The organism is Rhizobium sp. PEPV16 (assembly GCF_008919455.1).
GTDB classification, from domain to species: Bacteria; Pseudomonadota; Alphaproteobacteria; order Rhizobiales; family Rhizobiaceae; genus Rhizobium; species Rhizobium leguminosarum_Q.
Genome location: NZ_VSZV01000345.1, coordinates 5042 through 5343 on the forward strand (window position 1 = coordinate 5042; position 302 = coordinate 5343).

Genomic DNA, 302 nt, shown 5'->3' on the forward strand with positions numbered 1-302 from the left:
AATCGGGGCGTTGACCCGGATGGTGGCAAAGATGCCTTCGAAGCTGCCGTCGCTCTTTCCGGTCAGGGTTGCGATCGTGGTAGCCATGGTATTGTCTCCTTCGGTTGCTCGGGACCATTCCCGATGGCGCCCGAAGAAGGGACCGAACCGCAGGCGTCACCGAAGCGCAGCGCAGGGGAACCCCTTGCGGGTTGACGCTGATGGCGGCCAGGCCCTTAGAAAGGCGACATGGAGAACGGGAATGGTCTCGTGCAGCCGAGGGGCGGACGAACCATTATGGCCGCCGGTCCGGCTCTGCGTGG

The 302-nt window shown here is 63.9% G+C and carries 1 pseudogene; it reads right to left on the reverse strand.

From position 1 onward, the window contains the following. Window positions 1-153 (reverse strand): annotated as a pseudogene (locus tag FY112_RS38100) (DUF736 domain-containing protein); the annotation flags it as partial. Window positions 154-302 lie beyond the last annotated feature (149 nt).